Origin of the sequence: Lacticaseibacillus styriensis (assembly GCF_030770295.1) — a bacterium.
GTDB lineage: Bacteria > Bacillota > Bacilli > Lactobacillales > Lactobacillaceae > Lacticaseibacillus > Lacticaseibacillus casei.
The window spans coordinates 1,676,274-1,690,724 of the sequence record NZ_CP132483.1 but is presented as its reverse complement, the minus strand read 5'-3'; the positions used below and the strand labels follow the sequence as shown (position 1 = coordinate 1,690,724).

12 protein-coding genes are annotated in these 14,451 nt (G+C 48.3%); 9 read left to right on the top strand and 3 right to left on the bottom strand.

Going from position 1 to position 14,451, the window contains the following annotated elements:
• Positions 1 to 83: 83 nt before the first annotated feature.
• Positions 84 to 2,678: a YfhO family protein gene (locus tag LACSTY_RS08110; protein ID WP_087912267.1), complete on the bottom strand. Its 2,595-nt coding sequence runs from the start codon at positions 2,676 to 2,678 to the stop codon at positions 84 to 86.
• Positions 2,679 to 2,823: 145 nt separating this feature from the next.
• Here LACSTY_RS08110 and LACSTY_RS08105 point away from each other — a divergent pair, with 145 nt between their 5' ends.
• From LACSTY_RS08105 to LACSTY_RS08085, 5 genes are all read left to right on the top strand, one after another.
• A complete protein-coding gene (locus tag LACSTY_RS08105; protein ID WP_151466841.1) occupies positions 2,824 to 4,950 on the top strand; it encodes a peptidoglycan D,D-transpeptidase FtsI family protein in 2,127 nt (708 codons plus the stop codon).
• Between the two features lie 189 nt (positions 4,951 to 5,139).
• Positions 5,140 to 5,829: a rhomboid family intramembrane serine protease gene (locus tag LACSTY_RS08100; protein ID WP_010487950.1), complete on the top strand. Its 690-nt coding sequence runs from the start codon at positions 5,140 to 5,142 to the stop codon at positions 5,827 to 5,829.
• Positions 5,826 to 6,080 (top strand): YqgQ family protein, encoded by a 255-nt coding sequence (locus tag LACSTY_RS08095; RefSeq protein WP_010487952.1) that lies wholly within the window; start codon positions 5,826 to 5,828, stop codon positions 6,078 to 6,080. The genes LACSTY_RS08100 and LACSTY_RS08095 overlap by 4 nt, the downstream gene beginning before the upstream one ends.
• Positions 6,073 to 7,035: an ROK family glucokinase gene (locus tag LACSTY_RS08090; RefSeq protein ID WP_010487954.1), complete on the top strand. Its 963-nt coding sequence runs from the start codon at positions 6,073 to 6,075 to the stop codon at positions 7,033 to 7,035. Before LACSTY_RS08095 ends, LACSTY_RS08090 begins: the two co-directional genes overlap by 8 nt.
• Positions 7,036 to 7,057: 22 nt before the next feature.
• Positions 7,058 to 7,465 carry a rhodanese-like domain-containing protein gene (locus tag LACSTY_RS08085; RefSeq protein ID WP_010487956.1) on the top strand — a complete coding sequence of 136 codons (408 nt, stop codon included), beginning with the start codon at positions 7,058 to 7,060 and terminating at the stop codon, positions 7,463 to 7,465.
• A 70-nt stretch (positions 7,466 to 7,535) separates the two neighbouring features.
• On the opposite strand, the gene LACSTY_RS08080 is transcribed toward LACSTY_RS08085, so the two are convergent.
• Entirely contained in the window at positions 7,536 to 7,715 is a 180-nt protein-coding gene (locus LACSTY_RS08080) for a DUF3042 family protein (protein WP_010487958.1), read from the bottom strand.
• Positions 7,716 to 7,783: 68 nt separating this feature from the next.
• Here LACSTY_RS08080 and miaA point away from each other — a divergent pair, with 68 nt between their 5' ends.
• Positions 7,784 to 8,743 carry a tRNA (adenosine(37)-N6)-dimethylallyltransferase MiaA gene (gene miaA / locus LACSTY_RS08075; protein ID WP_087912265.1) on the top strand — a complete coding sequence of 320 codons (960 nt, stop codon included), beginning with the start codon at positions 7,784 to 7,786 and terminating at the stop codon, positions 8,741 to 8,743.
• The gene (locus tag LACSTY_RS08070; protein WP_087912264.1) at positions 8,727 to 9,989 is read left to right on the top strand and encodes a methionine gamma-lyase family protein; all 1,263 of its coding nucleotides are present in this window, start codon (positions 8,727 to 8,729) and stop codon (positions 9,987 to 9,989) included. The genes miaA and LACSTY_RS08070 overlap by 17 nt, the downstream gene beginning before the upstream one ends.
• Positions 9,990 to 10,096: 107 nt before the next feature.
• Here LACSTY_RS08070 and LACSTY_RS08065 read toward each other — a convergent pair whose 3' ends face one another.
• Positions 10,097 to 12,187 carry an Orn/Lys/Arg family decarboxylase gene (locus LACSTY_RS08065; RefSeq protein ID WP_087912263.1) on the bottom strand — a complete coding sequence of 697 codons (2,091 nt, stop codon included), beginning with the start codon at positions 12,185 to 12,187 and terminating at the stop codon, positions 10,097 to 10,099.
• Between the two features lie 306 nt (positions 12,188 to 12,493).
• On the opposite strand from LACSTY_RS08065, the gene LACSTY_RS08060 reads away from it, so the two are divergent.
• Positions 12,494 to 12,856 (top strand): MerR family transcriptional regulator, encoded by a 363-nt coding sequence (locus tag LACSTY_RS08060; RefSeq protein ID WP_010487965.1) that lies wholly within the window; start codon positions 12,494 to 12,496, stop codon positions 12,854 to 12,856.
• An 18-nt stretch (positions 12,857 to 12,874) separates the two neighbouring features.
• Positions 12,875 to 14,215, top strand: coding sequence for a type I glutamate--ammonia ligase (glnA, locus tag LACSTY_RS08055; RefSeq protein ID WP_010487966.1), 1,341 nt, complete (start codon positions 12,875 to 12,877; stop codon positions 14,213 to 14,215).
• The last annotated feature ends 236 nt before the right edge of the window (positions 14,216 to 14,451 follow it).

Genomic DNA, 14,451 nt, shown 5'->3' with positions numbered 1-14,451 from the left:
TCATACTTCATGTATGATTAATCTGCACGCAAAAAAATCCTCGGGCGCGGTTGCTGTTGCCTAAGGATTTTTTGCTTTTCAGATCAGGATTTCCGGTAGGGCTGGTGCCGAGTTGTGACAAACCACCACCCCACCGTCAGAAGCAAGCCGATAACCGTTATCAGGCTGCCCCAGCCCAATAATGGCGGCGTGTAGCGCATGGTGATGCGATAATGCCCGGGCTTAAGCGGAATGGCCATGAAAATACCGAGACTGGTTTTGACGGAAACCGGGCGGCCGTTAACGCGGACGTGCCAGCCTGGTGCCGTTGGGATCGTTGTTTGTAACATTTGATTTGGTCTGCGAATAGTGACATCAGCCGCAATGGTGGTGTCAGTGGCGTGTTTAACCCGCCAACCGCCAGCTTGTAACTGTTTGAGATCGTGTTGAATAGTACCGACATCAGCTTGATACAGACCAACATTGTCAAACCAGGCTTCTTTTTTATTGAGCTGAAAAGTTAACAATTGCTCCTGGAGGCCCTTCTTAGGCGTGACGTTAACAGTGAGGGTGTTGTTAAAACTGTCAGGTAGCGCCACGGTTTTCCCATTTTGCTTGAGGTTCACCAGATGATTGGCAAAATGGCTGCCAAGCGTCAGAACGTAGCATTTTCCCGCTTGCGGTTTAAAACGATAGGTCACAGTATGGCGGCCCTTGCCAACCTTGGTAAATGTCGAGGTGCCATTTGATGTCGTGCGGCGAACGCCGGTAAGTGTCGGTTCGGGGAGTGGCAACGCGCTAAAATAAGGATCGGTGTCTTTTCCTAGGGCAGCTTGGAGAATAAACGATTGATTGGCAACAGGCGTATCACTATAAAGTTGCTGTTTCAGTAAATCAGTGTTGGCCGCGAAGCCAATTTGTTGAGCGAATGGCGACCGCAGAATTTTCCAAGGGCCGACTTGGTTCACTTGCCGATACCACTTTAAATCAGGTCGTTGCCCGGCATCAGGGAGAGAAGACCGCGCATGAGTCGGCGTCAAAAAGTACTTCATCCCCAGCAGACTATCGGTGATTAAGGTGCCATTGGTGTATGCAACCGAGCCATCGTCTTCGGGTTGGCCAATTTGTCCAAAGAACTTCGGCAAAGCAGGCTCAAGCAGCGAGTTGAATTGATCGGCACCGCGATAGTTGCCGGTCATCGGATCGTTACGCGTCCGAATTGTGGTTTTGCCAATGCGAAAGAATCCGTGATCTTCTTTCTTAACGGCGTTGGCACCTTGGACGAGCGCCGCGGTATAATCGTGGTAATCACGGTGGTCGAGGTAAGCCAGCTGATTCAGTGTCAGAATCATGCTGCCGCTCATATCCACCAAAACAATGGCAAACCCAAACCATAACGGCCGGTGCTGGTCCAGACTGAGCCACACAAGAACTAGTAACAGCGAACCGATGCCAAACACGAGATTACCGAAAGTCAAAAAGCTGAAGTGTTTCAGATTAAGTGCGACATCACCATAAATCAGCCCGAATACGATGAGTAAAATGACGAGCTTTTGAAGCGATAATCCTGTTTCTATCTTTGCCAGACTGCTAATACCTAAACTCAGGAACCAGAAGCACAAGACAAATGTAAAACGATACGGATACCAAACCGGAAATTGAAAACCATGCCACAATAAATCCAGCGGTTCGAACATGCAGGAAAGTAGCAAGAAACCGGTCACCAAGGCAGCCGCAATTTTCTGCCGCCATGACTGCTGTCTGGATAAGAAGAAAAGGACTGCTAGAACAAATCCTAAGGCGCCGACGTAAATATTCGGGAACCCTGAAGGCATTTGATCAAAGTTGAAACTGCCCGGGATCAGCTTGCTTAACAAGCGATCCGGGGCATACTCAAAGCGCCACTGGAACGTTTTGACCGTATAAGTTGCTTTGGATTGGGCAAGTTGAAACCAGGTTGGAAGGAGTACCACGGCGCTGCACATAGCTGCCAGTAAGCTGGCGCCTATAAAGCGCAGGCCGATGCGCCAGGCGTGCCGCCAAGACTTGGCATGGGCACCGAGCCAATAAGCGGCGTATAATACCAGAAACAAAGCGATCATATAGCCTGTGTAAAAGTTAATGATTAGGGCAGCTGCCAGCCAGCCGATATAGGCAATGTTCCGGCCTTTGGTGAACAACGCCTCCGCACTTTGAACGATCAGTGGCAGCAAAATCGCTGCATCTAGCCACATCAAGTTGAAACTGTTTGCCAACAGCCAACCGCTAAGCGCATATGCCAATCCAAAAGCGGAAATCATCAGCCCGTTAATTCCGTGGTGTTTGGCATACCATCCCATGGTTAATCCGGCCGTGCTGATTTTTAGAATCATGATCAAAAAAGCAGCAACATCCAGCATGTCAGCGGGGAAAAGAATTACCAACAAATTAAACGGACTCAGTAAATAATATGCAAAGACGCCAAACATGTCGCCGCCTAATCCTTTATTAAAGGCATAAAAAAGCTGCCCTGGGTGGCCGAGCAGAGTTTGGCGAAGATAGGCAAAAAAGTCAATATACTGTTGGCCCAGATCAACCGTGAGCACGCTGCTGGAACCAAACGGGAAAACGCCGCGAATAGCAAAGTAAAGACCGACTAACAGTCCCGGCAGTAAAAAACTAAGGATCAGCGGATTGTTTTTTAACCATCGTCGTCGCACAGGTACCCACCAACTTCTAAATTAAAATTAATTCCGGCTTATTTTCGTCCGGCATCGCTATTTCAAGCATATCATAAGACACATAGCGTTTTGCCGGGTTCTTTGCTACACTTTAAAAGATAGAGATTTCAAAGGAGCATTTAGGGTGAAGTACATTCGTACACCGCAGCCGAAACGAAATAAAAGTCACATTCCGTTTCGCTTAAATTTATTGTTTTTCATTGCGTTTCTTTTGTTAGCGGCACTGGTTGCCCAGCTGGCTTATTTGCAGATTCTAAATGGTCCCCGATTGGCTGCCGAAGTCGATCGGACGAACAAAACAACGGTCACCGGCAATGTACCGCGTGGGTTGATTTATGACAGTAAAGGTCGCGCACTTGTGACTAATAAGGCTAATAATGCCATCACCTATACCAAGAGTGTCGGAACCAAATCCCAGCAAATGTATGATATTGCCAATCAGCTGGCCAAGTTGATTGATAAGCCGGCTGAGAATCTAACCAAGCGTGATTATATTGATTACTACCTTGCGCAGACCAAGGTGTCAAAGCGAATCACCAAAAAGCTGCCTAAGCAGATTCAAAAATTGCCTTCAGCGGACTCCGATAAATTGTATAAATATCAAGTTGCCTATGTTCGCAAACATATGCCGACGTTGACGCCCATTCAAAAAGAAGCAGCAGGACTTTATAAAATCATGAACGGTGCCACGCAGTTGTCCACGGTTTATTTGAAAAACCAAAATGTCACTGCTCATGAGGTGGCGGTTGTCGGTGAACGGCTGACGCAGATGCCAGGCGTTAACCTCGGCACTGATTGGGAACGCTCATACCCTAATGGCGAGTCAATGACCTCGATCATCGGCCGAGTTTCCAACGAAAAAAGCGGGCTGCCTGCCGATGAACTGAACGCCTACTTAGCGAATGGGTATGCGCGTAATGATCGCGTCGGTACCAGTTACTTGGAAAAAGCGTATGAGAACGTTTTGAAAGGTTCAAAGAGCCAAACCCAGGTTGAAATCGGCAACAACAACCAGATTGTCCAGTCGGTTTCCAAATTCAAGGGGCAGCAGGGAGCCAATCTGAATCTGACCATTGATTCGGAATACCAAAAGAAAGTCGAAAAGGCGTTGGATGACACCTTTAGTTCGGTTCGCTCGGCCGGTGCCGGCAGTTTATCGGATGGTGCATATGCCGTGGCAATGGATCCAAATACCGGGCGGATTCTGGCCATGGCCGGGCAACATCAGGATACGCAGACCCATAAAGTCGAAGACGATGCGCTTGGGGTTATCAATCGTGCCTTTGTTGTCGGGTCTGCGGTCAAAGGGGCAACGGTTCTCGGTGCACTTCAAGACGGAGTTATTACGGTTGACCACAATACCCAGGCAGACACGCCGATTTATTTGCCGGGTACACCAGTTAAAAAATCCGTTTACCCTGTCGGTACGTTCAGCTCGCTGGATGCTGCTTCAGCGCTGGAAGTGTCCAGTAACATTTACATGATGTGGCTGGCGATGAAGGAAGGCCATTACGCTTACTCGCCGAATAATTATCTAAAACTAGACAACAACATTTTCAGCAAGATGCGCGGTTACTTCAATCAGTTCGGTTTAGGGATTAAGACCGGCATTGACTTACCCGGTGAAATTGCCGGGCTAGAAGGTAAAACACATGATACGTCAGGTAACCTACTCGTGGGGTCAGCGCTGGACTTGGCTTACGGAAACTACGATAACTACACCTTGATTCAGATGCTGCAATACATCAGTGCGATTGCTAATAATGGCTACCGGATGCGCCCTTATCTGGTCAATAGTATTAGTCAGACCTTGAGCGATGGCAGTAAGGGACCGACTTTAAGTACCACTCAGCCATCTGTGACGTCTAAAATCGAGAATACGCAAGCACAAATCGATCTGGTTAAGCAGGGAATGTGGCAGGTTGTCCATGGTACGAACGGGTGGACGACGGCAACGTCTCTGAATAGTCTGAATCCTGGAGTCGCTGGGAAAACCGGGACTGCGCAAGGCTTTACTCGTCAATCAAAAGGGTCGGCGTTGACTGAGACCATTACGGAAAGTTTTGTTGGGTATGCGCCCGCGAAAAATCCCAAAATTGCGATCGCGGTTATTATTCCCAACCTGAAAGCTGAAACGACGACGCCTTATCAGTTGCAAATTGCCAAAGAAATGTTTAGCGACTTCTACAAGATGAATGACATCAAAGAAGACAAGGGCTATTCAATTCATCAAAAGACCGTCAATGGTTAACGTTGTTTTGTTGGCAGCGTGTGCAAAAAATGCTAAACTACTACAAGAACATGGCCGTCAAGTGATTGATTGGCACTGGTGGCAATGGGAAAACAACAGGGTCACCTGTTGTTTTTTTAGCGAGATTGCCGCTTGGCGACGGTTATACACGCACTAGCTGCTTGGGCAGTCAGGTTAGAAAGGATTTCAATGAACTACGCAAATTGGCGCTCACGCTTTCAAAATTCAGCCTATGTGACCAACGGCATTTTGGCCGTTACGATTTTGGTGTTCATTCTAGAGACACTTTCCGGTGGCAGCACCAATACTGAAGTGCTGATTGCTTATGGTGCCCGAGCTAATCCGCTTATTTTATACGGACAATGGTGGCGCCTGATCACCCCGGTATTTGTTCATATTGGCTTAACGCACATCTTGATGAATGGCTTTTCGTTATACTTTTTAGGCGAAATGACCGAACGTTTATTTGGTCATTGGCGGTTCTTCCTGCTATATTTCATTTCCGGTTTTGCCGGCAACGTGGCAAGTTTTGCTTTCAGTCCCAACACGTTGGCAGCAGGAGCCAGCACCGCGATTTTTGGGTTGTTGGGAGCTTGCTTGATGTTGGGGGATACCTACCGCGATAACCCCGTCATTCGGCAATTGTCGCGTCAATTTTTGTTGTTGGTTGTCTTGAACTTGGCATTTAACCTTTTCTCTAGCGGCGTTGATATTTATGGCCACATTGGCGGTGTGCTAGGCGGTTTCTTAGCGGCCGGCATGTTGGGAGCCCCGGCACTTGGTCGTATGGGGACTGTCCGGCGCGTCGCTTCGGCAGTCACCTTGATCTTTGGACTGGTTGCTTTGATTTTATTTGGAATTCAGCGCGGAATCGTATGAAAACTTATTATGATGTTTTGCAATTATTAAAGAGCTTTGGCACCTTTATCCATGTCGGTAAACGGGTGTGGGATATTGAGCTGGCAGCACTAGAATTAGACCGTTTGCATCAGGCAAAATTGATTGACGATAAGGTTTATCTGAATGCGAAAGTTGTTTTGCGGCATGCCCATGAACAAGAAGAGCAAGATCCCTTGAATCACGATTTACCTTTGCATTCGGATCAACGGAGGAATGATCAAAATGAATAATCAAAAATTAATCGGGGTTGACTTAGGCGGGACAACCATTAAATTTGCTATTTTAACCCAAGCAGGCGATATTCAGCAGCGCTGGAGTATCGACACCAACATTCTGGATGAAGGCAGCCATATTTTGCCGGATATTGTGACATCCATTAACGAACACCTAAAACTTTACAACATGTCGCCAGCCGATTTTGCCGGCATCGGCATGGGGTCTCCGGGTTCTGTTGATATCAAAGCTGGCACCGTTATTGGCGCATATAATTTGAACTGGAAAACATTACAGCAAGCCAAAAAAGTGATTGAATCCGGCACCAAGATTCCTTTTAACATTGATAATGACGCCAATGTTGCGGCATTGGGCGAACGCTGGAAAGGCGCCGGTGAAAATGATCCGGATGTGACCTTCGTGACGCTTGGTACGGGCGTTGGTGGGGGCATTATTGCAGATGGCGAGCTGTTACATGGCGTTGCCGGTTCTGCCGGTGAGTTAGGACATGTCACCGTCGATCCGGTTAACGGGTATCTATGTACCTGTGGCAAGCGCGGCTGCCTCGAAACAGTAGCTAGTGCGACCGGCGTGGTGCGGGTTGCTCGGGACATGGCAGAAGAATTTGCCGGCGACTCAAAGTTGAAGCAAACGCTGGACGATGGGGACGAGATTTCTAGCAAAATCGTTTTCGATTTGGCAAAGGACGGCGATCGCCTGGCTTTGATGATTGTGGACCGGGTTTGCTTCTATCTTGGTTTGGCCTTAGCGAACGTTGGTAATTTATTGAATCCGAAATTCATCGTCATCGGTGGCGGTGTGTCGGCAGCGGGCGACTTTTTGCTTAAACGCGTCGATAAGTATTTCAAAGAAAATACGTTCCCGAATGTTCGTGAAACCACCCGATTGCGGTTGGCAACGTTGGGCAATACAGCTGGCGTCATTGGGGCCGCAAGCTTGGCGCTGAAGTAAGGGAAAAAGGAGAGTCGTGTAAGTGTTAACTTATCTGTTAATCTTTGTTGGATTATTTTTAATTTACTGGGGCTTCAGCTGGTTGTGGAGCTATTATCAAAAGTCGAAATTCAAGGCCATCGGTGGCGAAATTTCACCTGAAGAATTTGAGCACACGATGCGCAAAGCCCAGATTATCGACTTACGGGAACGCAACGAATTCAAAGCAGGCCATATTCTTGGTGCGCGTGACCTTCCGTATACGCAGCTGCGTGAGCGGTTAGGCGAGATGCGTAAAGATTTGCCGGTCTATCTCTATGACAAAACCGGCGTCCTTTCGTTGCGGGCAGCACGGCGCTTGCGCAAGAATGGCTTTGAGAAGATCAGCTGGTTAAAAGGCGGTTACGATAACTGGTCAGGCAAAATCAAAAAAAGCCCGACTAATTATTGAGCCGTACATAGGCAGCAAAAAAAGCAATCGCACTGGTCGATTGCTTTTTTGTTAAGCGATGCTTATTTGCTTAGCCTTGATGGGCTGAGAAGCGTTTGCGATTAGCTTTGCGCCGATTTTCATTGATTTCATCGGCCTTGGTTTCAACAGGTTCGACATAGTTTTTCTTGAAGGCGAAAACACTGCCGGCAATGGCGCCAAGCGTCATCAACGTGCCAACGAAAAAGCCGCGTGCAAATTTATGTTTCATGAGAATCCCCCCTGATTGGTGATCTGTGATACTGAATTTATTATACTATATTGATGGAGCTTAATGAAATGGATAAACCGGTAAACCGCATCGTCATGATTGTGGGACCAACAGCAGTGGGTAAAAGTGATCTTGGCATTTACTTGGCCCAGCAGCTTCAAGGCGAAGTCATCAATGGTGATGCGTATCAAATTTATCGTCATATGAATATTGGTACGGCCAAAATCATGCCTGACGAAATGGCCGGTGTTCCGCATCATTTACTGGATATCGTTGAGCCGACGATGCCTTATACAGTCGCTAAGTTTAAAGAAGCCGCCGAAAATGCCATCACGCTGGTCAGCAAACGGCATCATCTGCCGATTTTAGTTGGCGGGACCGGTTTTTATTTGAATAGTTTACGCCTGAATCTGCCGCTGGGTGGTAAAGCGCCGCCAAAAAGTGTCCGTCAGCGATGGCAAAAGGCATTAGCCGAGCATGGTGCGTCATGGTTATGGACGCAGTTGGTACAGCGTGATCCGGTCGCGGCCAAGCAGATTGAACCTGCTAATACGCGCCGGGTGATTCGCGCACTGGAAGTCATTGAATTGACTGGCAGGCGGTTTTCCGAACAGACTCAGCCCCAACCGCTTTATGAAACATTGGTTATCGGCTTGACCACGGACCGCGCGGTTTTATACGAGCGAATCAATGCGCGGGTGAATGCCATGATGGTTGAGGGACTGGAAGCAGAAGTCGCCAATTTGTTAAAAACCGTTCCGCCTGATGCTCAGGCAATGCAGGCCATTGGCTATAAAGAACTGGTTCCATATTTTAAAGGTCAAGCTGATTTGGCTGACTGTGTGGCACTCATCAAGCAGCATTCACGCCACTTTGCCAAACGGCAGCTGACGTATTTTCGCAACCAAATGCCGACACACTGGTTTGATTTGGTTGCTCATCCGGAAGAAAAGCAGGCAGTGGTTGCGTTAGTGCGGCGATGGCTGAAGCAATCGGTTAAAGGAGAAAAAGATGAGTTGGACAGATAAATTTGATCCCGCCTTATTAAAAATGGTCAGGGAAGTCGATACCCAAATCGCACCACAATTGGCTGCGATTGATGAACGAATTTTGGAGAACCAAGATAAAGTTTTAACGAGCTTTCAGAAACACCATGTTGCCGAAAGCTATTTAACCGGATCAACCGGTTATGGCCATAACGATGAGGGCCGCGATGTGCTTGAGGCCATCTATGCTGACGTTTTAGGCGGTGAAGATGCGCTTGTGCGGCCGCAATTTGTCTCCGGCACCCACGCCATCGGGGTTGCATTGCTTGGGCTTGTCCGCCCGGGGGATGAGATTTTGTACATCACCGGAAAGCCGTATGATACGTTGCAAGAGGTGTTGGGACTTGCTGGCAACGGCATTGGTAGTCCTAAAGAATATGGCATTGGCGTCGATTATGTCGATCTTTTGCCAAATGGGGCAGTCGACAATGACGCGGTTAAGGCACGGCTGACCGCTAAAACCAAAGTGGTTGCGATTCAGCGTTCGCGTGGGTATGCAACGCGCGATTCGTTTACGGTTGATCAAATTGCGGCGATGATCAAAGTTGTTCGCAGCGTGTTGCCGAATGTCTGGATTTTTGTCGATAACGCTTATGGCGAATTTTCCGAGACAACCGAACCACTTGAAGTTGGCGCCGACGTCATGGCCGGGTCGCTGTTTAAAAATGCTGGTGGCGGCATGGCCAAAACCGGTGGGTATATTGTCGGCAAGAAGGATTTAATTGAGCGCATCAGCTATCGCTTTACAGTTCCTGGTCTTGGTGGTGCCGAGGGGGCGACTGTCGGTGCGCTGGCTGATATGTATCAAGGTTTCTTCATTTCACCGCAAACAACCGGTAATGCGATTAAAGGGGCGATCTTTGAAGCGGCATTATTTGCTAAACTAGGCTTAGATGTATCACCAACCTGGGATGCGCCGCGGACGGACCTGATTCAAACGGTTAATTTCGGTAATCAAGCTGACATGGTCAAGTTTGCCAAAGCTATTCAGGCCAATTCGCCGGTTGACAGCTTCGTGACGCCGATTCCGGAGAAAATGGCTGGTTATGAAGACGAGGTCATCATGGCCGGTGGTACTTTTGTGGCCGGATCGACGGTTGAATTTTCCGGTGATGGTCCATTGCGTCCGCCATACACACTGTATTTGCAAGGCGGCTTGACTTACGCGCATATTAAGTTGGCAACCATGGGAGCGGCCCAATCGACTTTTTTTGATCAAGCTCAATAAACGATTTGTATGTCAAAAAGCGTCAGCGTCACTGCAAACAGGCAGTGCACTGGCGCTTTTTTGATTTGCTCGTGAAAAATGTAAAGTCTGAAAAATTCCAAAAATCGCTATTTCTCAGCCACGACCTGCACGTAAGGTTCACCGTCCGCACCGGTCACAATGCCCTGAATCTCCGGCGTGAATCCGGGAAAACGCCGAATCCCGGCAAATAGGGTTTCAAAATAGTGAATGGCCACCGCACGCCAGCGTTCGCCCGGCACGACGACGAAAATGCCAGGAGGATATGGCAATGCCCCGGCAACCGCGATTCGGCCTTCCGCTGCCTGTAACGGGATGGTTTCAAATTCTCCACGAACAAAGCAACGGTCGGCTGCTTGCGGCGTCATAGCAGTCGGTATGTTGTTCGTGTTTGTAAAAAGTAATTGTTGCTGCTGGACTAACTTAGCTTCGCGGAAAAAGTCGGACATGTTCTGGCCCAGTTCGCGTAAGGTCATATGCAGATAAGCTTCACCGGTTTCAGCCACTAATTTTGGCAATGTTTCGGTAACGGTTTTGTTGGCAAAGTAATCTTTTTCGAATTGTTGCAAAACTCGGCGAAGGTGCTGCCAGTCGGTTGCGGCAGATCCCGGCGTTACCAAAAAGAGCAAGCTGTTCAAATCGGCTTTTTCCGGGACAATTCCGTGATCAAGCAAGTAGCGATCGACCAACCAGCCGCTAACGCCAAATGTCGCCGTTTCCGGTAGCAGCACCGTGACCTTGCCAGGATCAAGATAAGCTTGGTTCGGCTTTAAGTGCAGGAGCTGATGCCACTTGGCGTTAGGCGTCATTGACCAGGCTTCCGCAGAAGTCGTTGCCTTTTCAGGAGCAATTGCGGTTAATGTCGGGTTTTGATAGGCCGAAAACAAACGAGAATCACTTAACGAGCGGCGGAAGGCGAGTGCCGCCAGAAGCGCATCGGCCCAGATCTTTTGACCCCGGCGGCCTTGATTGATTGCGGTATTAGCGACCAACGATGCATAAAGTGGGTAAGAGTAGCTAGTGGTGACATGTTTAAGGTACGCATGGTTGAACTGCTCATGGGTGACATAGCGTGGCTGTCCTTTGATGTGCGCATCTTTTTTATGAATCTGAGACGCTTGGCCGAAGCCGGATTGTTGCTTGTGAACGCTTTGGGTGACGATGATGCCCGGATCATCCGGACCCAATGGCACTTGCAAAGGATCCGTTGGTTTCATGGCCGGAATGAAGGGCTCGTATCCGCCCCAAGCGGCATCAAAGGCAATGTAGTCCGTTAGTGGGCCAAAAAGATCAAGTAATTGGCGGACATTAGGAACAATACCGTCGAAGGTTTCCAGCTCAAGAATGGTCAGTCTAAACGGATGGCGCTCTTTGGCTTTTTGCGGATCAATGGCCGCAACCAGTTGGCGTAGCCGGTTAGCGCTGATATCAGTAAGGTCGAGTGGACCGATTAATCCGCGTTGGGTACGGAGGGTGTCAAGGTAAACCGGGCGGGCCCCATTTTGTACCAGCGCGGCATTATAAAATGATTTGTGATTATTGCGGTCAAATAAAACCAGATCACCTAGCGTCAGCAACGCACTGGCTACAATGTTGTTGGAGCCAGTCGTGCCATTGGTGACAAAATAAGTTTCATCAGCATGGTATAACCGCCCCGTGGCTTGTTCAGCTGCCAGCGGGCTGCCGCCATGTGTCAACATGTCCCCCAGCGCAGTGACGACATCGCTGGTATCGCTGGCAAAAAAAGTGTCACCATAAGCTTGATAAAGTAAATAACCGGCGGGCGCTAATCGATCGTAATGGCCGCTGTGGTGACCGGGGGTGGCAAAGCTTGTGGGATTTGCCTGCGCAAAATTCAGTAGATCATTTAGAAAAGCAGGAATCATGGTCTTTTCGTAATGTGTCGCTGCCGCGGTGATTTGAGTGAGCAAACTAGCATCAAGTCGCGGTGCTTCAGTCACGTCCAGCTGGCCGGTTGAATCATTTTGGCGGTGGCCAATGACAAAGACCGGCAAAGGCAGTTCACTGGCAACAAGTTGGTCAAAGACATTTTGATCGGCCGCATGCACCACCACTGCATTGAAAGCTGCCGAAGGGTAATCATTAAACGGCAGCCAGTCAGTGGGTAAGTTGACAGATTTCATGGTCGGGGTGTACCCAACGTGTAAATGTAAGGTCATGATGACAACGTCCTTTCAAAAGCCTAGTTACTGTTATCATACGTTTCATAGCTGAAAATACCTAGAAAAAATCTGGCTTGCAGTAAGCTTTCGGATTGCTCGGATAATATGGACAAGAATGGCAAGTTGACTTAGCAGAAAACGCTTCTTTTTTGAATGATTAGATCAACATATTGGTCTATAACAAGTTGACCGTAAAAATAAAATTTTTTCATTTTTTACGGTAAATGTAAGAAAACCTTACATGTTGCGTTGACACCGTTTATCTGGTTTGATAAGCTGACATCGTTGTAAAGGAGGATGCCTATGGCTGAGATCGCTGATCTGAGAACGCGATCGGTTTTGCCGATTGGTACAGTTATGTTGTTAACAGACTTGACTGCCCGCCAGATTCGTTACTATGAAGCCCAGGGGTTGGTCAAGCCCGAGCGCAACGCCGGCAATCACCGAACTTATTCGCTTAATGACGTTGATGAACTGCTGGAAATCCGCAGTCAGATGGCAGATGGTTTCACGCTGGCTGACGTCAAGCGGTTGAAGCATCCACGTCATCGCGAGGATAGTGATGCCGAAGTTCGCAAAGTGTTGCGCGACGAACTGCTGAATCAGAGTCGACTCAATCAAAGCCCGGATCCGGGTCCCACCATCGGCTTCCGACAATCACACTAAAGATAGGAGTTCACGTATATGGCAAGAAAAGCAATTACCGCTGATGAGATTCGCCAGACAGTTAAGGATGAGAACGTCTTATTCTTGCGCCTGATGTTTACCGACATTAACGGGATCATTAAGAACGTCGAGGTGCCGATTTCCCAGTTGGAAAAGGTGCTGAATAATAAGATTACCTTCGATGGTTCGTCGATTGACGGTTTTGTTCGAATCGAAGAAAGCGATATGCTGCTCTATCCGGATCTTAACACTTGGCTATTGTTCCCGTGGGAGAATGATCATGGTAAGATTGCCCGGCTGATCTGCTCGGTTCATCGTCCAGACGGCACACCTTTTGGCGGCGATCCGCGTAACAATCTGATCCGTGTCGTGAATGAAATGAAAGAAGCCGGCTTCACAGCTTTCAATATCGGCCCTGAACCGGAATTCTTCTTGTTTAAACTGGACGAAAATGGCAATCCGACAACGAAGCTGAACGATCATGGTTCTTACTTCGATTTTGCGCCGCTTGATATGGGCGAAAATTGCCGGCGTGATATTGTCCTTGAGTTGGAAAAGATGGGCTTTGAAGTCGAAGCTTCCCATCATGAAGTAGCACCGGGCCAGCACGAAATCGACTTCAAATATGCCGATGCACTTGACGCTGCCGATAACATTCAAACCTTTAAACTTGTGGTCAAAACCATTGCCCGCAAACACGGCTTGTATGCGACCTTTATGCCAAAACCGCTTCACGGCATCAACGGTAGCGGCATGCACATCAACATGAGCCTTTTCCACGACAAAGGCAATGCTTTCTATGATCCAAATACCGACGATCAGTTGAGTGAAACGGCGATGCATTTCCTTGCTGGCGTTTTGCGCCATGCTTATGCGCTGACCGCGGTTAACAACCCAACCGTCAACTCCTACAAACGACTGGTGCCAGGATTTGAAGCCCCGGTTTATGTGGCTTGGTCCGGCAAAAACCGCTCACCACTGATTCGGGTACCGCAGTCACGGGGATTATCAACCCGCTTGGAGTTACGCTCGGTTGATCCGACTGCCAATCCTTACTTAGCCATTGCCGCAATCCTTCAGGCCGGCCTTGATGGCGTCAAGAACCAGTTGAAGCCGGAAGAAGCGGTAGATCGTAACATTTATCGGATGCAAGACGACGAACGTAAAGCAAATCATATTCAAGACCTCCCATCAACCTTGCACAATGCGTTGAAGGCATTGGCGGCTGATGACGTGGTCAAGGCTGCCCTGGGTGAACATTTGTATCAAAGCTTTATGGATTCGAAGAACCTCGAATGGTCCGCATACCGCCAGCAGGTTTCCGAATGGGAACGGCAACAATACCTGGAATTGTATTAATTCCAGCCACCCAAAAGCTGTTGTTAACCTTTTCCTTGACTAACTGGTAAAAACAGTCAAGCATTCCATATTTCAAAAAGCTTCAGACGCAACCACGCCTGAAGCTTTTTTGATTGCGTACGATCTGAAAAACCTCAACTGTTGTAGGGAGTTAATCAATATTAATAGTTGAAAACGCTAAATGAGATGGCTACACTGAATTTATCACATTTCTCTCATAAAGGACGGCACTGCTC

Excerpts from the sequence above, each read along its gene's own strand:
- miaA (WP_087912265.1), top strand. The coding sequence starts at position 7,784 with ATGGATAAACCGGTAAACCGCATCGTCATGATTGTGGGACCAACAGCA.
- LACSTY_RS08065 (WP_087912263.1), bottom strand. The coding sequence starts at position 12,187 with ATGACCTTACATTTACACGTTGGGTACACCCCGACCATGAAATCTGTC.
- glnA (WP_010487966.1), top strand. The coding sequence starts at position 12,875 with ATGGCAAGAAAAGCAATTACCGCTGATGAGATTCGCCAGACAGTTAAG.
- LACSTY_RS08080 (WP_010487958.1), bottom strand. The coding sequence starts at position 7,715 with ATGAAACATAAATTTGCACGCGGCTTTTTCGTTGGCACGTTGATGACG.
- LACSTY_RS08090 (WP_010487954.1), top strand. The coding sequence starts at position 6,073 with ATGAATAATCAAAAATTAATCGGGGTTGACTTAGGCGGGACAACCATT.
- LACSTY_RS08070 (WP_087912264.1), top strand. The coding sequence starts at position 8,727 with ATGAGTTGGACAGATAAATTTGATCCCGCCTTATTAAAAATGGTCAGG.
- LACSTY_RS08060 (WP_010487965.1), top strand. The coding sequence starts at position 12,494 with ATGGCTGAGATCGCTGATCTGAGAACGCGATCGGTTTTGCCGATTGGT.
- LACSTY_RS08100 (WP_010487950.1), top strand. The coding sequence starts at position 5,140 with ATGAACTACGCAAATTGGCGCTCACGCTTTCAAAATTCAGCCTATGTG.
- LACSTY_RS08095 (WP_010487952.1), top strand. The coding sequence starts at position 5,826 with ATGAAAACTTATTATGATGTTTTGCAATTATTAAAGAGCTTTGGCACC.